The following is an 18385-nucleotide window of genomic DNA, read 5'->3' on the forward strand; positions in this document are numbered from 1 at the left end:
GTAATCCGCGGCCCCGAAGGAGCGCGCGCCAATTCCGATACCCGGACCGTCCCCGGCGCCGACCGGCCCGTCGCGCGGGCGGGCCGGTCGATCCGCTACTGGAGCAGGCTCTTGTACTTCGGGCAGAGATACGTGATCGCGTCCTTCGCGTCCGCGATCTCGCCGTCCGCGATGGCCTCCTTCGCCAGCTTCGGACTCGCGTCCGCGGTGTTGGCGATCCGGTCGCAGGACTCCTGTCCGGTCTGGAGAACGGCGGCCGGGTCCATGCCCTTGGGCACCTTGCCGACCAGATAGCTCCTCTGCTGGTCGGTGAACGTGCCGGTGGCCGGGGTGAGCTGGGATTTGGGCAGGGTCGGCTCCTTGGCGTCGGCGCCGTTCGCACCGCCGCTGCCGCCCGGACCGGTCGAGGCCGAGGCGGGCGGCTCCGCCGTGCCGTCGGGGCCGATCGCGGGCGCGGAGGAGGCCGGCCGCTCGCTGGTGGGGGCGGCGCGGTCCCGCGCCGCCTCCGGGTGTCCGCCGCCGCATCCGGCCAGGACGGCCGCGGCCGTCGTCACGATGACGACGGCCGCGGCGAACCGGGCCCTGGTCGCGGTCACGGCTTCGCGAAGGTCAGGACGAGCTGCGGATGTCCCGACGTGCCGGGCGCGTCCTTCGACCAGAACCAGGCCGAGTCCGTGCCGGTGGACGTCACCGCGAGATCGTACGAACCGCCGAGCCCCGGCGTCAGTGCCGCCGCGGTGAGCGTCGCGGTGTAGTCGGTCTGGAGCGCGGTCGGCGCGGGCACCGTGCCGAGCACCGTCGGGTCGAGCGTGGGACGGGTGTTCCAGGTCACCCCTGTCTCCGTCCAACTCCCCGTCACATGCTGCACAGTGAGCGTGTCGACCGAGTTGGCGATGGCGTCGGAGCTGGTGCGCAGGGTCAGTTGCGCGCTCTTGAGCACCATGCCGCCGGGCGCGGCGGGCAGGTCGAACCGCAGGTACGTGTTGTACGCGGACGTGCCGCGCACCGCGAGCTGCTGGTCCGGGCCGTAATTCGCCGAGGGCGCGCCCGCGTTGACGTAACTGTCCGCCGTCGCGTTGAGCGTCACCGTCGAGGACGTCGGCGCGCCCGGCGTCGTGACGGCCGCCGCGGCCGACTTGGCACTGGTGTTGCCGGGCGCGTCACCCGCCGTGACCTGGTACGAGTACGTGGTGCCGGGCGAGGTGGCGGTGTCGGTGAAGGTCAGCGTCGGGCGGATCCAGAACTTGGAGTCACCGGTGACCGTGCCGACCTGCGTGCCGTCGCGGTAGATCCTGTACGTCAGCGTCGAGTCGTCCAGGTCGAGGCTGGCCTGCCAGCTCACCCGCACCCCGCCGGACACGTTCGCCGCGGTCACCTGGAGCGGTACGGACGGCGCGCGCGTGTCGGGGCCGCTCGGGAAGCGGACCAGGCCCTGCTGGAGCCGGTTGCCGTTGCTGGCGATCCGGGTGAACTCGCCGCCCACCCACAGGTAGTCGGTGCCGCCGCTGGAGGCGGTGGTGAGGGCGCGCGGGCCGATCTGCTCGGTGCCCGCCGGGCCGTCGTCGGTGTCGGGGAACCAGCCCAGCAGCGGCCTCGGGTTGTCGACGGACTCCGCGAGCAGGTGCTGCCGGTCGTTGTTGAGCTGCGGGAACTGCTGCATGCTGGAGCAGTCGTGCGCGTGCGAGCCGCTGTACAGCACGCCCTTGTAGACGGTGACGGCCTGGGTCGCGCCCAGGCAGGTGTCGCGCCAGCGCTGGTTGAGGTCGCTGAAGTTGAGCGCGATGCGGCCGTCGAAGACACCGCCGCCCGTGCCCTCGTTGGCGGTGAAGAAGCCGGTGGCGTCCCTCGTGAGGTCCTGCACGGTGGAGGTCGCGGAGATGAAGCCCGGATAGGTCTTCACATTGGCGCCGGTCGTGGCGTTCACCACGGCCAGCGCGTGCGAATTGACCCCGTTGACGGTGTTGAAGTCGCCGCCGATGACGAGCCTGGTGCCGTCCGGGCTGAGCACCATGGCCTTGCCCGCCTTGTCGGCGTTGGCCGTGAACGGCTTGAGCGCGCCCGTGGTCGTCAGCGCGGCGAAGCGCTGCCGGGGCTGCCCGGCGACGGTGAGGAAATTGCCGCCGATGTACACCGTGTCGTTCGTCGCCACGATGCTGCGGACCTGCGCCGAGACCGACACCTTGAACGTGGTCTTCACGGTGCAGGTGGCGATGTCGATCGCGGCCAGGCTGCTCGACGGAACGCCGTTCACCGAACCGAAGGTGCCTCCCGCGTACAGCGTCGACTCGTCCGGTGAGACGGCCAGCGCCCGAATCGTCGCCGTGCCCGAGCCGACCGTGAAGGACAGCTTGCAGGACGTCGGCGCGCCCGTGGCGGCGTCGAACGCCTGGAAGTTGAGCGCCTGCTGCTCGCCGGTGCCCGCGGCGGCGCCCGGCGGCCGGACGGTGGAAAAGGTGCCGCCCGCGAAGACCACACCGTGCGCCTGGGCCAGCGCCCACACGACGCCGTTGGTCTGCCAGGTCGGCAGGTCGTCCGCGGTCATCGCGACCGGCGCGGTGAGCGCGGACGCGGACTGCGCGGCGGTGAATCCGATCATCGAAGCCGCCGCCAGTGAGAAGGCAGCGGTTATTGCCCCAGCTCTTCGCATGAGCCCCCCTGAGCTCTGTGCTGTTCCCCCAGCGGCCCCAAACGGCCGCGAGATGCGGCAAGGTTAACGTTTGGTCCGCTTTGGGGTCAGCCTCCCCGTAACGACTGTTGCACTCCTGTAGCCCAGCGGCCGGGGAGGGGGACACGGCGGGCACGCAGCGGCGCCGCGCCGATTCCGCTTCGGCCGGATCCGGTCCCCACCGGGCGGTCCCGAAATGTTTCGGTGCGGTGCCAAGAACGACTATGACCCGGCATGACCTGCGGGCACAAGGCCGCGCGGCCCGCGCGGTCCCGGTCGCGACGGTGATGCGCGACACTCCCGCTGGACTCCGGATGTGGCCTGAATGTCAGCCCGACGTCCCTCGGGGACGGCTGTGAGCCGCCGTGGGAGAATCCTCCGATGACTTCTGGGACGACGATCACCGCGGACGCCGCGGGCACGTGGACGCTCGGCGATCTGACCGTCAACCGGATGGGCTTCGGGGCGATGCGGCTGCCGCAGGACGGCAGGGCGTTCGCGGCCGACAGCGGCTCCAGCGACCGCGAGCGGGCGATCGGTGTGCTGCGGCGCGCGGTCGAACTCGGCGTGAACCACATCGACACCGCCGCCTTCTACTTCTCCGCCCTGCGCGCGGCCAACGAGCTGATCAACCGGGCGCTGGCGCCGTACCCCGACGACCTCGTCATCACCACTAAGGTCGGCCCGGGCCGGGACCCCTCGGGCGCCTGGCTGCCCGCAGCGACGCCCGCGCAGTTGCGCGGACAGGTCGAGGAGAATCTGCGGCAGCTCGGCCGGGACCACCTCGACGTGGTCAACTACCGCAATCAGGGCGCGGACTCGATCGCCGAGCACTTCGGCGCGCTCGCCGAACTGCGCGAGCGCGGGCTGATCCGCCACCTCGGGATCTCCAACGTGGGGCCGCGCCACCTCGCGGAGGCCCGCGCCATCGCGCCGGTGGTGTGCGTACAGAACAAGTACGCGCTCGGACTGCCCGGCGAGGACGACGACTTCCTGGACCTGTGCGGTGAACAGGGCGTCGCCTTCGTGCCGTTCTTCGCCATCGCGGGCGCGGGCCGCGAGTCGGGTGCGGGCGCCGCGGAGAGCGAGCAGGTGCTGGCCGCGGCCCGCGCCCACGGCGTGACCGCCGCCCAGATCAGGACCGCCTGGACCCTCCAGCGCGGCCCGCACGTCCTGGCCATCCCCGGCACCGGCAACCCCGACCACCTGGTGGAGAACGTGGCCGCGGGCGCGCTGCGGTTCACCGCCGACGAACTGGCCGCCCTGGACGCGCTGCACCACGAGGGCGCCTGAGGAGCCGAGGTACCCCGGCCGGGGCCGGAGTTGACGCGTGTGCACCGTGGGTCATCTGTGGAATCGTGTGCCTGCGGTGCCAATTCGCGACGGCTTGCCGAGATCGGATGCCGGGCCGCGCGCGGCTGGCTACCGTCGGTGGAGACGAGTGAGCGCATGGGGGTACGGGGTGACGGGTGTCGAGGCCGCGGTCGGCCATGTCTGCGTGTGGCTCACGTGGCGAGCGAGCGGTGCAGAGCACCGGCGGCACGACCTGGACGAGGTCCAGGTCGGCGAACTCGACCGGCTGTACTCGCTGGTCCGCGTGCTGCTCGGCGAGGACCCCGCGCTGCGGCTGGCCACCGAGGAGTGCGCCGCCCCTGACGGCGCGGTCACCGAGCGGACCAGGCGCCGCCTGACCGACGCGCTGGACGAGGCCGTCGAGCGGGACGCGGCGCTGGCCACGGCGCTCCGGCAGGCGGTGGACCGGCTGCGGGACCGTCCCTACGGCAGCGGACCGCCGGGCGGCCCGCCCGGCGCGGCGGCGGCCACCGGCGACGGGATCGCGGTCGGCGGCGACGTCGACGTACGCGCCCAGGACAGGTCCGTGGCGTCGTTACGGATGGGGGACGTACGGATGGAAAACCCTCCTCTGCCGGGTCCGCCCCAGGGCTGAGCGCACCCGGAGCCGTCCCCGCCCCTTTGTCCGCGCCGCCGTACGCACCCGCGCCGGTGGCGCCGCCGCGCGCGCCGGAGCCTTCGGACACCGTCCCGACGCTGCCGATGCTGCCCGCGGCCGCCCCGTCGCGGGTCCGCGCCGAGGGCCGGAGCCGCACGGAGGCCGAGGCCCGGCCTCGTACCGATGCCGAGGCCCGGTCCCAGGCGGCCCCTGCCCCGGCCCCTTCCGCTGTCACCGCGGCCGGCGGCGGTGTCGCGGCGGGCGTCGCGGGCGACATCCACCAGCACCACCACTGGCATGTCGTGCCGCGCTCGCCGGTCAACTGGCCGGTCAGGGTCGGCGTGGTGCCCCGGTCGGCCGACTGGTTCCAGCACCGGGAGGTGATCCACGCCCTGGACACCGCGCTGACCGGCCCCGGCACCGCCGTGGTCTGCCAGGTGCTGACCGGCATGGGCGGCGTGGGCAAGACGCAACTCGCCGCCCGGCGCGCCCACCACGCCTGGCGGGCGGGCGAGGTCGACCTCCTGATGTGGGTCACGGCCTCGACCCGGCAGGCCGTCATCGACGCGTACGCGGACGCCGCCGCGAGGGTGCTGCACATCGAGCGGGACGAACCGGCGCGCGCCGCGCAGGAGTTCCTGGCCTGGCTGGAGCCCGGCCCCGGCGCGGCGGCCGGACACTGCCGCTGGCTGCTGGTCCTCGACAATGTGACGGACCCGGCCGACCTCACCGGCCTGTGGCCGCCCGACCACCCCCTCGGCCGTACGGTCGTCACCACCCGCAGCCGGGACGCCGCCCTGACCGGCGCGGGCCGCCGCATGGTGACCGTCGGCCTGTTCACCCCGCGGGAGGCGACCGGCTATCTGACGGCGGCGCTCGCCGCGCGCGGCCGGGTGGAGGCGCCCGAGGAGGTCGCGCTGCTCGCCGAGGACCTGGGCAGACTGCCGCTGGCCCTGTCCCAGGCCGCCGCGTACCTCATCGACGCCGACATCGGCTGCCACGACTACCGCGCGCTGCTGGCGAACCGGGCCCGGCTGGCCGACCTCAGGCCGCCGACCCTGCCCGACGACCAGACCGCGGGCGTGGCCGCCGTCTGGTCTCTGTCGGTGGACCGCGCCGACGCCCGCGGTCCCCGGGGACTGGCCAGGTCCCTGCTGGAGCTGGCCGCGCTGCTCGACCCGAACGGCATCCCGCAGCCGGTGCTCACCAGCGGGCCGGTCCGCGACCACCTCACCCGCGTCGTACGCCGAGCCGCCCCCGAGCAGTGCCCGGCGCGCGGGATCACCGAGCAGCAGACCGTACGGGCCCTGCGCGATCTGCACGGGCTCAATCTGATCGACCACACCCCGAAGACCGGGCACCGGGCGGTCCGTGTCCACCAGCTCATCCAGCGGGCCGTCCGGGACACCCTCGGCGAGGCGGACCACGACGCGCTGGCCCGTACAGCCGCCGACGCCCTGACCGCGGTCTGGCCCGAGGTCGAGCGCGACACCGACCTCGCGCAGGCGTTGCGCGCCAACACCACCGCGCTGACCGGCAAGGCGGAGAGCGCCCTGCACCGCCCGCACGCGCACGCGCTGCTCTACCGGGTCGGCGAGAGCCTGGGCGTCGCGGGCCAGGTGGCCGCCGCGGCCGGGCACTTCAGGCTGCTGGCCAGGACCACCCACCAGCACCTGGGCCCCGACCACCCCGACACCCTCGCCGCCCGCCACGACCTGGCGTACTGGCGGGGCGCGGCGGGCGACGCGCAGGGCGCGATCAGCGCCTTCCGGGAACTGTTCGCGGACCGGCTGCGGGTGCTCGGCCCCGACCACCCGCATACGCTCACCACCCGCGGCAACATCGCCTACTGGAGCGGCGAGGCGGAGTACGCGGAGGACGCCGCCACCGCGCTGGAGGAGTTGCTGGCGGACCGGCTGCGGGTGCTGGGCCCCGACCATCCGGACACGCTCAGCACGCGGCACAACATGGCCCGGCTGCGCGGTCGCGCGGGGGAGACGGCCGAAGCAGCCGAGGGGCTACGGGAGTTGCTGGTCGACATGGTGCGGGTGCTGGGGCCCGACCACCCCGACACCCTGACCACCCGGCACGACCTGGCCTACTGGCAGGGGCGCGCGGGGGACGCCGAGGGCGCGGCGCGCGCCTTCGAGGAGCTGCTGGCCGACGCGGCGCGGGTGCTGGGCCCGGACCATCCGGACACGCTGACCACGCGGCACAACATCGCGCGGCTGCGCGGCCGGGCCGGGGACGTCAGCGGCGCGGCGCGCGCCTTCGAGGAACTGCTGGCGGACCGGCTCCGCGTGCTCGGCCCGGACCATCCGCACACGCTCACCACCCGGCACAATGTCGCGCGGCTGCGCGGGCGGGCTGGGGACGCGGCAGGCGCGGCGCGCGCCTTCGAGGAGCTGCTGGTCGACATGGAGCGGGTGCTCGGTCCCGAGCACGCCGACACGGTCATCACCCGGCACAACATCGCCTACTGGCGTGAGGAGTCGGAGGTGCTGACCCTGCGCGTGAGGCGCGCCCCGGCGCCGTGAACGACGGTCGTCGCGCCCCGGCGCCCTGACGGTCGGCGCTTCCCGGCGCCGTGAACAGCGGTCGGCGCGCCCGCACAGCATGCGGCCGACCGTGGCGAGGAGAAGCGCTCAGCCGACCGTCACGCGTACGCCCGCGCCCGCGATACGGGCCAGCTCGGCGTCCGGCGCCGCGCCGTCGGTCACCAGGTCGTGGATCTCGGTGAGCGGGCAGATCTTGGCGAGCGTGGCCCGGCCGATCTTCGTGTGGTCGGCGACCACGACCGTACGGTCGCTGTTGTCGGCGAAGGCGCGGTCGGTGCCGCCCTCCAACTGGTCGTGCGTGGTGCAGCCGTGGGCCGCGCTGATGCCGTCGACGCCGAGGAAGGCGATGTCGGTGTGGTAGCTGGCCAGGGTCTTCTCGGCGATCGGGCCCACCAGCTCATAACTGGCGTTCCTGGCGTTGCCGCCGATCACGACGAGCGTCACGTGCTTGTGCAGAACCAACTCGGCCGCGATGTTCACGGCGTTGGTGACGACGGTGAGCGGTCCGCGGGCGGCCAGCAGCCGGGCCACCTCCGTCACCGTACTGCCGCCGTTCATGCCGACCACCGCGCCGTCCGGCACCAGGGCCGCCGCCGCCCTCGCGATGGCCTGCTTCTCCGGTCTGCTGCGGCCCGCGCGGTGCTGGAGCGGGACCTCCAGGTCGACCGGGCCGACCGCCGCCCCGCCGTGGGTGCGGCGCAGCAGGTGGAGTTCGCTCAGGTGCTGGAGGTCGCGCCGGACGGTGGCCGTGGAGACGTCGAGCAGTCGGGACAGCTCGTGGACGTCGATGCCGCCCCTGGCGGAGACATGCTCAAGTATGCGCGCATGACGCTCAGTTCTCAGCATGCGTGCAGCATAATGCGCACTCCGATGCGTAAGTGAGCATGATTTGCGCAGAAGAGGGCGGTTGACATGACGAATTCTGCGCGGTTAACTCCTGGCGAACGTCGGAGTTGAGCACCGACGTCAGAGGTACGCCTAGCCGGTGGGCGGCCGTGCGCCGCAAGCCCGGACAAAGTCGCCAGGATCGCTGTCAGCGTCCGAGGCGGGGACGTACCCCCCATCATCAGGAGCTCGATGATGCGCATGAATCGTGTCCGGTCCCGTCGGAGTCTGGCCGCCCTCGCGGCCGTCGCCGCAGTCGTGGCTGTCCCCTCACTCGCTCCCGATTCCGCAGGGGCCGCGCCCCAGTCCGTCTCCCCGCCTCCGGCGCACGCCGGATTCGACTACCAGATCGGGGGCCCCTACACCCCGCCCGCCGGTGTCTCCGTGGTCAGCCGCGACTACACCGCTCCGGCCGCCGCCGGGGTCTACAACATCTGTTACGTCAACGCCTTCCAGGCCCAGGAGGGCGCCGAGGGTCAGTGGGACGCCGACCTGCTGCTGCGGGACTCCAAGGGCGCCGTCGTCAAGGACAAGGACTGGAACGAGGCGATCCTCGACATCCGCACCGCCGACAAGCGGCAGCGGATCGCCGCCAAGGTCAACGGCTGGGTCGACCAGTGCGCGGCCAAGGGCTTCCAGGGCGTCGAACCCGACAACTTCGACACCTACGACCGCTTCTCCGGCTACCTGACCAAGGCCGAGGCAGAGTCGTACATCAAGCTCCTCTCCGCCCACGCGCACTCCAAGAACATGGCGATCGCGCAGAAGAACACCCCGCAACTGTCCGGCGACCGGGTCGCCAACGGCCTGGACTTCGCCGTCGCCGAGGAATGCGCCACGTACAACGAGTGCGGCGACTACACCTCCGGCTTCGGCAACAACGTGATCGTCATCGAGTACACCGCCAAGGGCCTCCAGAAGGCGTGCTCGGGTTACGGCACGAAGCTCAGCGTCGTCCGCCGCGACGTGGACGTCGTACCGCTGGGCACCAGCGGATACGTGCGCCAGACCTGCTGACCCGCTGAACCCGCCGACCGGCTGTTCCGCCCGCCCGGCCGACCACGCCGGCCGTCGGGACCGCCGGCCGGCCGCGGCCGGCCCGGTGCGCCGCCCCCGTCGGCGCACCGGGCCCCCGCCGCCCGGCACGGGCAACGGCCCCGCCCCCCAGCCGCCGCCCGGCACCCGCACTCGCACTTCCGCCTTCTGGAGGCACCGATGACCGCAGGCCCCGTCCTGCCCCGCAGCCCGCTCCCCGGCGACCCGCCGCCCGCCGGGCACCCGCGCCGGGACACCGGACTCTCCCGCCGTGACGTCCTGCGCCGCGGCACAGGACTGCTCTCCGGCGCCGCCGCGGGCGCGCTGCTCGCGGGCTGCGGCACCGGCGAGAGCGACGGCGTGGGCGCGGACGGCCGGGTCACCGTCGAGCTGTGGCACGGCCAGACCGACACCGGCCGCGCCGCGATCCAGCAACTGGTGGCCGAGTTCAACCGCACCCACCCGAAGATCAGGGTCGACCCCGGCGGCGGCGTCCTGTCCGACGCCATGCTCCAGAAGGTCACCGCCGCGCTCGCCTCCGGCTCGTACCCCGACATCGCCTACATCTTCGGCTCGGACCTGGCCAGCATCGCCCGCAGCCCCAAGGTCGTGGACCTCACGGCGACGATGGCCCACGGCCCCACCCCCTGGAACGACTTCTGGACCCCGGCCCGCGAGGCCGTCACCGTCAACAAACGGGTACGCGCCGCGCCCGCGCTCATCGACTCGCTCGCCGTCGTCTGCAACAAGAAGCTCTTCGCCCGCGCCGGAGTGCCGCTGCCCGAACCCGGCTGGACCTGGGACGAGTTCACGGCCACCGCGAAGAAGCTCACCAGCCACGCCGACGGCACCTTCGGCACCGGCTGGCCGGGCGTCGGCGACGAGGACACCGTCTGGCGGATCTGGCCGATGATCTGGGACCTCGGCGGCGAGGTCATCTCCGCCGACGGCCACGGCATCGGCTTCGAGGACACCGGCGTCCGCGCCCTGGAGACCATCGCCACCCTCGCCTCCGACAAGAGCGTCTACATCGACCCCAAGCCCGGCAGCGAGCAGATGTACCAGGTCTTCCTCTCCGGCCGGATGGGCATGGTCCCCACCGGCCCCTGGCAACTGCCCGACGTCATCCAGGCCAAGATCGACTACCACGTCGTCCCGCTGCCCAGCTACAGCGGGAAAGAGGTCACCATCTCCGGGCCCGACACCTGGACGGTCTTCGACAACGGCTCGGCGCGCGTCGCCGCCGCCCGCACCTTCGTCGAGTGGCTGATCCAGCCGCCGCAGGACGTGCGCTGGGACATCCAGGCGGGCAGCCTCCCGCTCAGCCGCAGCACCCAGGCGCTGCCCGCCTGGCAGGACCGCAGCTCGCACACCGAGGGCCTGTCGGTGTTCACCAAGGCACTGGAGACCGCGCGGGTCCGCCCCGCCCACCCCGCCTACCCGCAGATCTCCGAGGCGCTCGGCCAGGCGATCACCGCGGTGCTGCTCGGCCGCAGCACCCCCGCCAAGGCACTGCGCGACTGTGCGCACGAAGCCAACGCCGCACTGCTCATCCCGCGTTGAGGAGACCCATGTCGAGAACCACGCCGCGGCTGCTGCCCCGGCACAGGCCGGGCCCCGCGCAGCGCCGCCCCGCCCCGCTCACCCTGTCCGACCAGGACCGCGACCGCGAGCACGCACAGCAACTGCGCGCCCGCCGCCGCAGGCTGCGCGGCGAGTCCGCGACCGCGTGGACCTTCATCGCGCCCTCGATCGTGGTCATCCTCGGCCTCAGCGTCGTCCCCGTGGTCTGGTCGCTGCTCCTGTCCTTCCGCGCCGACGACCTGGTCACCCCCAGCCGCTGGGTGGGCCTGGCCAACTACCGGGCCCTGTCCAAGGACCCGCACTTCAGCCAGGCGGTGCGCAACACCCTGGAGTACACCGCGCTGTACGTCCCGCTGAGCATGCTGCTGGGCCTGGCGCTCGCCCTCGCGCTCAACCGGCGCATCCGGCTCGTCGGCGTCTACCGCACCCTGATCTTCGTGCCGTTCGTCATCTCGGCCACCGCGCAAGGCGTGCTGTTCTCCTTCATCCTCGACCCGCAGTTCGGCGCCGCCAACTCCGTACTGCACTCCATCGGCGTCTCCCCGCAGGGGTTCCTCACCGATCCGTCACAGGCACTCCTCGTCCTCGTCGCGATCTCCCTGTGGAGCGGCACCGGCTTCTGCGTCGTGGTCTACCTCGCCGCGCTCCAGGACGTGCCGCAGTCCCTCATCGAGGCCGCCAGGCTCGACGGGGCGGGACGCCGTCAACTGCTGCGCCACGTGGTGCTGCCGACGCTCACCCCGGTCAACGTCTTCCTGCTGCTGTGGCAGACCATCAACTCCCTCCAGGTCTTCGACCTCGTCTACGTCACCACCAAGGGCGGACCGCTCGGCTCCACCACCGTGATCGTCTACTTCATCTGGGAGCAGGCGTTCAAGAACTTCACCGCCGGTTACGGGGCAGCCGCCGCCTACGTGCTCGCGCTCGCCCTGCTGGTGATCGCCGTCGGCATGCGGGCCCTGCGCCGCCGCGAGCCCGTACGCCTCGAAGGAGCCCCGCGATGACCGTCACCTCAGCCCTCCCCGACGCGGCGCCGCCCGGCGCCGAGAACGCCGACGCCCCGCGGCCGAGCGCGCCCCGCCCCCGGCGGTCGCGGCTGCCCTTCAGCGGCTGGCACCTGCTGCTCGCCCCGCTCGCCCTGCTCTTCGCGGTCCCGCTGATCTGGCTGCTGGTCAGCTCGGTGATGAGCAACGCCGAGATCAACCGCTTCCCGCCCGCGCTGTGGCCCTCCCACATCGACCTCGGCGGCTACCGCTACGTGCTCGGCAACGCGCTGTTCCCGCGCTGGTTCGCCAACTCGCTGATCGTCTCCGTCGTCGCGGTCGTCTCCAACCTCGTCTTCGGCGCGCTCGGCGGATACGCCTTCGCCCGGATGCGGTTCGCCGGCTCGCGCACCCTGCTGGTGCTGATGCTGGCCACCATGGCGATCCCGTTCCAGCTCACCATGATCCCGACCTTCCTGGTGATGAAGCGGCTCGGCCTGATCGACACCCTCGGCGCGCTCATCGTGCCGTCGCTGGTCACGCCTTTCGCGGTCTTCCTGCTGCGGCAGTTCTTCCTCTCGCTGCCCAGGGAGCTGGAGGAGGCCGCGTGGATCGACGGCTGCTCACGGCTGCGCGTGCTGCTGCTCATCGTGCTGCCGCTGTCGCGGCCCGCGCTGAGCACGGTCGCGGTGCTGACCTTCCTCAGCACCTGGAACGACCTGACCTGGCCGCTGATCGCCATCAACCACGACACGCAGTACACGCTGCAACTCGGCCTGACCACCTTCCAGGGCCTGCACCACACCCGCTGGTCCGCGGTGATGGCGGGCAACGTCCTGACCGTCCTGCCGGTGCTGCTCGCCTTCCTCGCGGCGCAGAAGCAGTTCATCCAGTCGATCACCTCCAGCGGCCTGAAGGGCTGACGGGACACCGCCCCGTCGCCTGAGGATTGACGGACCCGCTCCGTCGCCTGAACGGATGACGGGACACCGCCCGGACTCCCGCCGCCGGACTTCCGCCCCACCACCACAGAAAGCCAGCTCATGCCGGACACGTTCGACCTGCTCGTCATCGGGGACGCCAATCCCGACATCGTCCTGGGGCCGCTGGACGCCCCGCTCGCCTTCGGCCAGCGCGAACAGCTCGTCCCCACCGGCCTGCTGACCCTCGGCGGCTCCGCCGCGATCATGGCGTGCGGCGCCGCCCGGCTCGGCCTGAAGGTCGCCATCGCCGGCCGGATCGGCGACGACGACACCGGCCGGTACGTCCGTACCGCCCTGGCCGAGCGCGGCGTCGACACCGCGGCGCTGCGGGTGGACCCGGATCTGCCGACGCCGCTGACCACCGTGCTCACCCGCGGCGACGACCGCGCCATCCTCACCGCGCCCGGCACCCTCACGGCCACCGTCGGCGCCGACGTGCCCCAGGCGCTGCTCGCGCACAGCCGCCATGTGCACGCCGCCTCGTACTTCCTGCTGCCGGGACTCGCGACCGCGCTGCCCGACCTCTTCCGCACCGCCCGCGCGCACGGCGCCACCACCTCGCTCGACACCAACGACGACCCGGCGGGCGACTGGGACCCGGCCGGAATCGCCGCGCTGCTCCCCGTCACCGACATCCTGCTGCCGAACGCCAGGGAGGCGTGCGCCCTGGCGGCCAGCGGGGAGGCCGCCTCCGGTGACCGCGAGGCGCACGGGAAGATCCCGTCGGGGGACCCCGAGCCCGCCGACGTCGAGCGGGCAGCGGCCCTGCTCGCCGCGCGCGGTCCGCTGGTGGTGGTGAAGAACGGCGCGGACGGCGCCCTGGCCCACGACGGCCGCGGCCCGCTGCGCGCCCCCGCCGTCCCCGTACGGCCGCTCGACACGGTCGGCGCGGGCGACAGCTTCGACGCCGGCTTCGTCGCCGCCACCCTGGCGGGCCTGCCCCTGGCAGCCGCCCTCGCCCTGGCCGCCGCCTGCGGCGCCCTGTCCACCCGAGCGCACGGCGGCACCACCGCCCAACCCACCTGGGACGAGGCGCTCGGCGCCTCCCGCGCCGCCACCACCCGCAACGGAAAGAACCCGTCATGAGCACAGCCAGCACCACACCCCGCACGACGACCAGCGGCGCCACCCGTACGACCAAGATCGCCTTCATCGGTGCCGGAAGCGTCGTCTTCACCCAGGGCCTGCTCGCCGACCTCTTCGCCTTCCCCGAGCTCAAGGACGTGCACATCGCGCTGCACGACATCGACGCCGAGCGGCTGGCCACCGCAGACGGGGCCGCACGGCACATCGCGGCCGAGCGCGGCGCGGCGCCGCTGATCACCGCGCACGCCGAGCGCCGCGCGGCCCTGGAAGGCGCCGACTTCGTCATCAACATCATCCAGGTCGGCATGGGCGAGGCGACCCGTACCGACTTCGACGTCCCCGCCCGCCACGGCCTGCGCCAGACCATCGGCGACACCCTCGGCGTCGGCGGCATCTTCCGCGCGCTGCGCACCTTCCCCGTCCTGCGGGAACTCGGCCGGGACATCGCGGAGGTCTGCCCCGACGCCTGGCTGCTCAACTACACCAACCCGATGGCGATGAACGTGCAGTACCTCGCCCAGGCCACCGGACTGACCCGGGTCGTCGGCCTGTGCCACTCGGTGTACTGGACGATGCACGACCTCGCGGAACTGCTGCGCATCCCGCTCGAAGAGGTCACCTACCACGCGGCGGGCGTCAACCACCAGGCGTGGGTGCTGCGCTTCGAGTACCAGGGCGAGGACGTCTACCCGCGGCTCGACGCGCTCATCGCGCAGGACCCGCAACTGCGCCGCAGGGTCCGCGTCGACATGTACCGGCGGCTCGGTTACTACCCGACCGAGACCAGCGAGCACTCCTCCGAGTACGTGCCGTGGTACCTGCACCACGACAGCGAGATCGAGCGGCTGCGGCTGCCCGTCGGCGCGTACCTCGGCATCGTGGACGAGAACGTCGCCGCGTACGAGAAGACCCGCGCCGCGCTCGCCGCGGGACTTCCGCTGCCGGTCGAGGGCACGATGGAGTACGCGCCGCAGGTGATCCACAGCATCACCACCGGCACCCCGCGCACCATCTACGGCAATGTGCCCAACCACGGCCTCATCGACGACCTCCCGGCCGCCGGTACGGTCGAAGTGCCGTGCCTGGTCGACGCGTTGGGCGTCCAGCCCACCCGGATCGGCGCGCTGCCGCCGCAGTGCGCCGCGCTGAACCGCACCTACCTCAGCACCACCGACCTCGTCGTCCGCGCCGCGATCGAGGGCGACCCCCGCCACATCCGGCACGCCGCCATGACCGACCCGGCCACGGCCGCCTCGCTCCCCGTCGAACGGATCTGGGAGCTGTGCGACGACATGGTGCGCGCCCACGGTGACGCGCTCCAGCCGGAGTTGCGGGCCGTCCTGGGCACGTGAGGCGGCGGGCCGCGCGCCGGGCCGGTGGGCTGAGTCGGCCCGACGCGGCCCGGCTCCGGTCGGCTCGGCTCCGCTCGGCTCGGCCCGACTCGGCTCGGCTCGGTTCGACGGGGCCCGGCTCAGTGCCGGAGGGCGCTCATCAGGTGGCGCATGGCCCGGATGAGCGCCGGGCGCAGCGCGATGGTGTCGGCGGGGGCCGCCTCGATGGGGGAGCCGTCGGCGTTCAGCGGGCGGGCGGCCACGCCGTTCCACTGCCTGATGCCGTCCACGCTGAGCGAGAAGACGGCGCCGCCGTGCCGGACGGTGACGGCCTGCCGCGCGGTGCCGTAGATCGTGAACGCCTGGTCGCCGAGGCCGCGCAGCGCCTTGGTCACCTCGGGCGAGTCGGTCATGAACAGGAAGTCGCCGGAACCCGCGGTCGTGGGGTCGGGGACGATCACATGCGAGAGGTCCGCGAATTCGGCGTGGACGTCGGACTTCTTGTGCAGGTCGACGGTGACGGTGACCGTGTACGTGGTCTCCCAGTCCCCGCTCCCGGTCACCGACGTGGTCAGGGTGCAGGCGGCGTGGTCGAGGGCGGGACCCTTGGTGATCACGGGGATGCCCTGGAGGAATTCGGTGCCGAAGGCGTCGGACAGCGGCTGGAGATTGTCGCTGGTGCACGGGTTGTCCGCGAGGTGATAGCCGTGCAGGTCCGGCCGCGGGCCGCCGTAACCGGTGAACTGGAGGACCGCGAGCCAGACCGCCGACGCCGTCACGACGCCGCCGAGCGCCCACAGCACGCGGCCCCGGCGTCCCTCGGGCCGTGGCCGCCAGGGCTTGAGGGTCGGCCCTCTGTCCTCGCCGCCGTGACCGCCGCCCGTGTCGCGGACGCGGTACGGGTCCGCGGGGGAGCGCGGCGGCGGGAGACGGGTGCGCAGCCGGGAGAGCGCGGAGCGCAGCGACGGCGGCGCGTGACCCGCGCCGCTCAGGATGTCGGGGGCGGGGCGGTCGGGCTCCGGCTCCTCGACCATCTCCGGCTCGGTGATCATGCCGAATCCCCTCGTCGCGGTGTGCCGGACACTGTACGGCGGGGCGGACGCCGCATGGGGACCCCTGCTCCCAGGCTGCCCGTGGGCGGCGGCGGGTAACAGGCGGGTTCGCGCCAGGGGGGATCGGGGGCGGAGGGGTGCGGTCCCGGGGGAGTGCGGGCCGGGCGTCCGGCGGCGGTCAGCCGCCGGTCTCCGCGCCGCCGCTGCCCCCCTCCTCCGGGAGATCCGCCTCGACCCCGTTCGCGCGGGCGATCCGGAGCGCGTCGTCCAACTCGTCGCAGGCCACGGCCAACGCGTACGCGTCCCCCGCCCGCCCTGCGGCGGCCACCGCCTCCCGAGCCACGCGCACCCGCTCCAGCATCGCCTCGGCGAAACCGTCCACCCGGACCTCCATCCGACGTCATCGGCCGCCCTCCACCCTGGCCCCGATCGCACGGAGGACCAAGGGAGATCGCGGATCTCCGGACATGCTAACGACGCCGCCGCGGCCCGGCGCCACCCGAACCCCCGTATGGCGTAGGGCGGTTCGGCCCGCTTCACCTGCTGTCCAAGGTCCGTCCACCACCCGTCCGCGCACAGGTCGGACGGTGGACGGACGGCGTGCGAACCGGGGCGGCGACGGACCGCCGGGCACGGCCGAAATCGGTGTCGCCCGCGCCGGCCGGTGTACATGATCGGATCAGTGGACAGCATGAGAATCGCACCGACGCGCCGGTGCCCCCGGGCGTCAACCGGCGCCGCGCCGGAGCGAATTGACAGAGTTAGGCATGCCTAACCTAGGCTCGTCGCGCCCCTGGTCACCGGTCGTCCCACGACCGTCGACCCGAACGACTGCGCGCCCGGAAGTGGACCCCATGCGGCTCTATGTGCTGGCTCTGAACCCGACCGACTCGGTCACCGAGGGATTCCTCCCGGCCGCCCGCCGCCTCGGCCTGGACGTCACGGTCCTCACCGACCAGCCCGCCGCGCACCGGGCCGCGTACGGCGACGATCCGGCGGTCGACATCCTGGAGTGCGACGTACGCGACTTCCGAGCCGTCATCACCCGCGTCTCCACCTATCGGCCGCCGGACGCCGTCTTCACCAACAGCGACCACCTCCAGGTCCAAGCCGCCCTGGCCGCCGACTACTTCGGCCTGCCCGCCAAGAGCTGGCAGGCCGCGCTGCGCACCAAGGACAAGGCCGAGACGCGCCGGGTCCTGGCCGCCGCGGGCGTCGACACGGTGTGGTCGGCGCAGTTGCCCGCGGGCCAGGACCCGGCGGCCTGCCTCGCCGGACTCGGCGTGCCGTACCCCTGCGTCGTCAAACCGCGCGAGGGCGTGGCGAGCGAGGACGTCGTACGCGCCGAGGACCCGGCGGACCTGGAGCGCCGCGTCCGGCGGATCCAGGCCGACCGGCCGGGCGCCGCACTGGTCGTGGAGGAGTTCCTGCCCGGCGAACTGCTCACCCTGGAAACCCTCGGCGACGGTACGACCCGCCATGTGCTGGGCGGCTTCCGCACCACGCTGTCCCCGCCGCCGTACTTCATCGAGGAGCGGCTGACCTTCGTCCCCGCGCACCCCGCGCCCGTCGTCGACCAGGTCCTCGCCCAACTCGACGCCCTCGGCGTCGGATTCGGCGCCTGCCACACCGAATTCGTGCTGCACGAAGGGCGCGCGCGCCTGATCGAGGTCAACTACCGCGCCATCGGTGACCAGTGCGACCTGCTGCTGGCCGAACTGCTCGACCTGCCGCTCTTCGAGCTCATCCTCCGCACCCATCTCGGTGAACCCCTCCCCGCCGACCTGCTCACCGCGACCGGCCGCGCGGCCCGGCTCGACTACCCCTACGCGCGACAGGCGGGCACCCTCACCGCCGCCCCCGGCCCGGCCGACCTGACGGCCGACGGCGTGCGCCTGACGTACCGGCCGTTGCGGGCGGTCGGCGAACGGCATCCGCTGCATCGCACCAACCGCGACCTGCTGGGCGTCGTCCGGGCCATCGGACCCGACGAGGACGCCGTGGAGCGGGCCGTCACCGGCTTCCTCGCCGAGCGCCGCTGGGAGATCACGCCGTGACGGTGACCGGCCGGGCCGCCGGAGACGAAGAACGCGCCCTGCTGCTCGACGTGTTGAGCACGCTGCTGCGCGAGGACGTCGTGCGCCTGCGCACCGGCAGCGTCCTCGTACGCCGCCCCGACGGCGACTGGCTGCGACTGCCGGTCCCCGAGAACGGCTCGGACGGCGGGTCAGCCGCGCTGCGGCAGCCGGTCCCCGAGGCCGATGCGGACGGG

The 18385-nt window shown here is 73.1% G+C and carries 15 protein-coding genes and 1 pseudogene; 11 read left to right on the plus strand and 5 right to left on the minus strand.

Going from position 1 to position 18385, the window contains the following annotated elements:
• Positions 1-95: 95 nt before the first annotated feature.
• Complete coding sequence (locus ACFZBB_RS04355; RefSeq protein WP_391117700.1) at positions 96-596, minus strand: hypothetical protein; 501 nt, start codon at positions 594-596, stop codon at positions 96-98.
• Positions 593-2596, minus strand: coding sequence for a DNRLRE domain-containing protein (locus ACFZBB_RS04360; protein WP_391117702.1), 2004 nt, complete (start codon positions 2594-2596; stop codon positions 593-595). The genes ACFZBB_RS04355 and ACFZBB_RS04360 overlap by 4 nt, the downstream gene beginning before the upstream one ends.
• Positions 2597-3046: 450 nt before the next feature.
• Between ACFZBB_RS04360 and ACFZBB_RS04365 the strand changes: the two genes are divergently transcribed.
• The 3 genes from ACFZBB_RS04365 to ACFZBB_RS04375 all read left to right on the plus strand — a co-directional run bounded on the left by ACFZBB_RS04365 (position 3047) and on the right by ACFZBB_RS04375 (position 7153).
• On the plus strand, positions 3047-3958 hold the full coding sequence (locus ACFZBB_RS04365; protein ID WP_391117704.1) for an aldo/keto reductase: 912 nt from the start codon (positions 3047-3049) through the stop codon (positions 3956-3958).
• A gap of 148 nt (positions 3959-4106) precedes the next feature.
• A complete protein-coding gene (locus ACFZBB_RS04370) occupies positions 4107-4613 on the plus strand; it encodes a hypothetical protein (RefSeq protein ID WP_391117706.1) in 507 nt (168 codons plus the stop codon).
• Between the two features lie 56 nt (positions 4614-4669).
• A complete protein-coding gene (locus tag ACFZBB_RS04375) occupies positions 4670-7153 on the plus strand; it encodes a tetratricopeptide repeat protein (protein ID WP_391117708.1) in 2484 nt (827 codons plus the stop codon).
• Positions 7154-7261: 108 nt separating this feature from the next.
• Here the strand turns inward: ACFZBB_RS04375 and ACFZBB_RS04380 are convergent, their stop codons facing one another.
• Positions 7262-8020, minus strand: a complete 759-nt coding sequence (locus ACFZBB_RS04380) for a DeoR family transcriptional regulator (RefSeq protein ID WP_391117710.1) — start codon at positions 8018-8020, stop codon at positions 7262-7264.
• Positions 8021-8254: 234 nt separating this feature from the next.
• Here ACFZBB_RS04380 and ACFZBB_RS04385 point away from each other — a divergent pair, with 234 nt between their 5' ends.
• The 6 genes from ACFZBB_RS04385 to ACFZBB_RS04410 all read left to right on the plus strand — a co-directional run bounded on the left by ACFZBB_RS04385 (position 8255) and on the right by ACFZBB_RS04410 (position 15082).
• Positions 8255-9076 carry an endo alpha-1,4 polygalactosaminidase gene (locus ACFZBB_RS04385; RefSeq protein WP_355346065.1) on the plus strand — a complete coding sequence of 274 codons (822 nt, stop codon included), beginning with the start codon at positions 8255-8257 and terminating at the stop codon, positions 9074-9076.
• A 198-nt stretch (positions 9077-9274) separates the two neighbouring features.
• Positions 9275-10657 carry an extracellular solute-binding protein gene (locus ACFZBB_RS04390; RefSeq protein ID WP_391117712.1) on the plus strand — a complete coding sequence of 461 codons (1383 nt, stop codon included), beginning with the start codon at positions 9275-9277 and terminating at the stop codon, positions 10655-10657.
• An 8-nt stretch (positions 10658-10665) separates the two neighbouring features.
• Positions 10666-11682: an ABC transporter permease subunit gene (locus tag ACFZBB_RS04395; protein WP_391117714.1), complete on the plus strand. Its 1017-nt coding sequence runs from the start codon at positions 10666-10668 to the stop codon at positions 11680-11682.
• On the plus strand, positions 11679-12584 hold the full coding sequence (locus ACFZBB_RS04400; RefSeq protein ID WP_391117716.1) for an ABC transporter permease subunit: 906 nt from the start codon (positions 11679-11681) through the stop codon (positions 12582-12584). The genes ACFZBB_RS04395 and ACFZBB_RS04400 overlap by 4 nt, the downstream gene beginning before the upstream one ends.
• Positions 12585-12704: 120 nt before the next feature.
• On the plus strand, positions 12705-13730 hold the full coding sequence (locus ACFZBB_RS04405; protein ID WP_391117718.1) for a PfkB family carbohydrate kinase: 1026 nt from the start codon (positions 12705-12707) through the stop codon (positions 13728-13730).
• The gene (locus ACFZBB_RS04410) at positions 13727-15082 is read left to right on the plus strand and encodes an alpha-galactosidase (RefSeq protein WP_391117721.1); all 1356 of its coding nucleotides are present in this window, start codon (positions 13727-13729) and stop codon (positions 15080-15082) included. Before ACFZBB_RS04405 ends, ACFZBB_RS04410 begins: the two co-directional genes overlap by 4 nt.
• 119 nt (positions 15083-15201) lie before the next feature.
• Here ACFZBB_RS04410 and ACFZBB_RS04415 read toward each other — a convergent pair whose 3' ends face one another.
• Positions 15202-16113 (minus strand): hypothetical protein, encoded by a 912-nt coding sequence (locus ACFZBB_RS04415; protein WP_391117723.1) that lies wholly within the window; start codon positions 16111-16113, stop codon positions 15202-15204.
• A 178-nt stretch (positions 16114-16291) separates the two neighbouring features.
• Positions 16292-16495: a hypothetical protein gene (locus tag ACFZBB_RS04420; protein ID WP_391117725.1), complete on the minus strand. Its 204-nt coding sequence runs from the start codon at positions 16493-16495 to the stop codon at positions 16292-16294.
• 472 nt (positions 16496-16967) lie between these two features.
• Between ACFZBB_RS04420 and ACFZBB_RS04425 the strand changes: the two genes are divergently transcribed.
• Positions 16968-18170, plus strand: a complete 1203-nt coding sequence (locus ACFZBB_RS04425; RefSeq protein WP_391117727.1) for an ATP-grasp domain-containing protein — start codon at positions 16968-16970, stop codon at positions 18168-18170.
• Positions 18167-18385 (plus strand): annotated as a pseudogene (locus ACFZBB_RS04430) (IucA/IucC family siderophore biosynthesis protein); the annotation flags it as partial. The gene ACFZBB_RS04425 and the pseudogene ACFZBB_RS04430, both read left to right, overlap by 4 nt.

This window comes from Streptomyces sp. NPDC008139 (assembly GCF_042957025.1).
Taxonomy (GTDB): Bacteria; Actinomycetota; Actinomycetes; order Streptomycetales; family Streptomycetaceae; genus Actinacidiphila.

Coding starts and splice junctions, on each gene's coding strand:
- ACFZBB_RS04360 (WP_391117702.1), bottom strand. CDS start 2,596: ATGATCGGATTCACCGCCGCGCAGTCCGCGTCCGCGCTCACCGCGCCG.
- ACFZBB_RS04365 (WP_391117704.1), top strand. CDS start 3,047: ATGACTTCTGGGACGACGATCACCGCGGACGCCGCGGGCACGTGGACG.
- ACFZBB_RS04380 (WP_391117710.1), bottom strand. CDS start 8,020: ATGCTGAGAACTGAGCGTCATGCGCGCATACTTGAGCATGTCTCCGCC.
- ACFZBB_RS04385 (WP_355346065.1), top strand. CDS start 8,255: ATGCGCATGAATCGTGTCCGGTCCCGTCGGAGTCTGGCCGCCCTCGCG.
- ACFZBB_RS04390 (WP_391117712.1), top strand. CDS start 9,275: ATGACCGCAGGCCCCGTCCTGCCCCGCAGCCCGCTCCCCGGCGACCCG.
- ACFZBB_RS04395 (WP_391117714.1), top strand. CDS start 10,666: ATGTCGAGAACCACGCCGCGGCTGCTGCCCCGGCACAGGCCGGGCCCC.
- ACFZBB_RS04400 (WP_391117716.1), top strand. CDS start 11,679: ATGACCGTCACCTCAGCCCTCCCCGACGCGGCGCCGCCCGGCGCCGAG.
- ACFZBB_RS04405 (WP_391117718.1), top strand. CDS start 12,705: ATGCCGGACACGTTCGACCTGCTCGTCATCGGGGACGCCAATCCCGAC.
- ACFZBB_RS04410 (WP_391117721.1), top strand. CDS start 13,727: ATGAGCACAGCCAGCACCACACCCCGCACGACGACCAGCGGCGCCACC.
- ACFZBB_RS04415 (WP_391117723.1), bottom strand. CDS start 16,113: ATGATCACCGAGCCGGAGATGGTCGAGGAGCCGGAGCCCGACCGCCCC.
- ACFZBB_RS04425 (WP_391117727.1), top strand. CDS start 16,968: ATGCGGCTCTATGTGCTGGCTCTGAACCCGACCGACTCGGTCACCGAG.